General features: G+C 79.9%; 1 protein-coding gene. It reads left to right on the top strand.

Annotated elements, in window-relative coordinates:
* Positions 1–90: 90 nt before the first annotated feature.
* On the top strand, positions 91–1,018 hold a 928-nt coding region (locus RKE29_RS30070), incomplete at its 3' end, for an oligopeptide/dipeptide ABC transporter ATP-binding protein (RefSeq protein ID WP_312008869.1).

Here is a 1,018-nt window from a genome sequence, read left to right as displayed (position 1 = left end):
ACCGGCGCGGGCACCGGCCGGGCGCCGGACACCGCCCCGGCCGCCGCGCCCCGGACGGTGCCCGCGCCCGCGGCCCCCGGGGCGGCGGCTGTGCGGGACACCGGCGGCGTGCCGCTGCTGGAGGTCCACGGGCTGCGCAGGACCTTCCCCGGGCGCGGCCGCGGGCGGCCGGTCACCGCGCTGGACGGCGTGGACCTGACCCTGGCGGCCGGGGAGACGCTGGGGGCCGTCGGCGAGTCCGGGTGCGGCAAGTCGACGCTGGCGCGCACGCTGGTGCGCGTCCACCCGGCCACCGGCGGCACCGTGCGGCTGCGCGGCGAGGACGTCACCGCCGCGTCCGGCGCCGCGCTGCGCCGGCTGCGGCGCGAGGTGCAGATGGTCTTCCAGGACCCGTACGCCTCGCTCAACCCGCGCATGACGGCCGGCCAGATCATCGCCGAGCCGCTGATCGCCTACGGCCTGGGCGACCGGGCCGAGCGGGCGGAGCGGGTCGCCGCCCTGCTGGAGCAGGTCGGGCTCGACGCGGCGGCCGCGGACCGGTATCCGCGCTCCTTCTCCGGCGGTCAGCGCCAGCGGATCGGCATCGCGCGGGCGCTCGCGCCCGCGCCGTCGGTGCTGNGGATCGGCATCGCGCGGGCGCTCGCGCCCGCGCCGTCGGTGCTGATCTGCGACGAGCCGGTGTCCGCGCTGGACGTGCCGGTGCAGGCGCAGGTGGTGGAGCTGCTGACCGGCCTGCAGCGGCGGTACGGCCTCGCGCTGGTGTTCATCGCGCACGACCTGGCCGTGGTCCGCCAGGTCAGCCACCGTATCGCGGTGATGTACGCGGGCCGGATCGTGGAGAGCGGGCCCGCGGACGAGGTGTGCGAGCGGCCCGCGCACCCGTACACGCGCGCCCTGCTCGCCGCGGCGCCGGTGCCGGACCCGGTGGTGGAGGCGCGGCGGGCGCGGGTGCCGCTCGGCGACGCGCCGCCCACGCCGCCCGGGCCCGGCGGCTGCCCGTTCCACGCCCGCTGCCCGG

This window comes from Streptomyces sp. B1866, assembly GCF_031932565.1.
Classification (GTDB): domain Bacteria; phylum Actinomycetota; class Actinomycetes; order Streptomycetales; family Streptomycetaceae; genus Streptomyces.
Note: the sequence above shows the minus strand (reverse complement) of the source record. Positions and strands in the feature narration are given on the sequence as shown.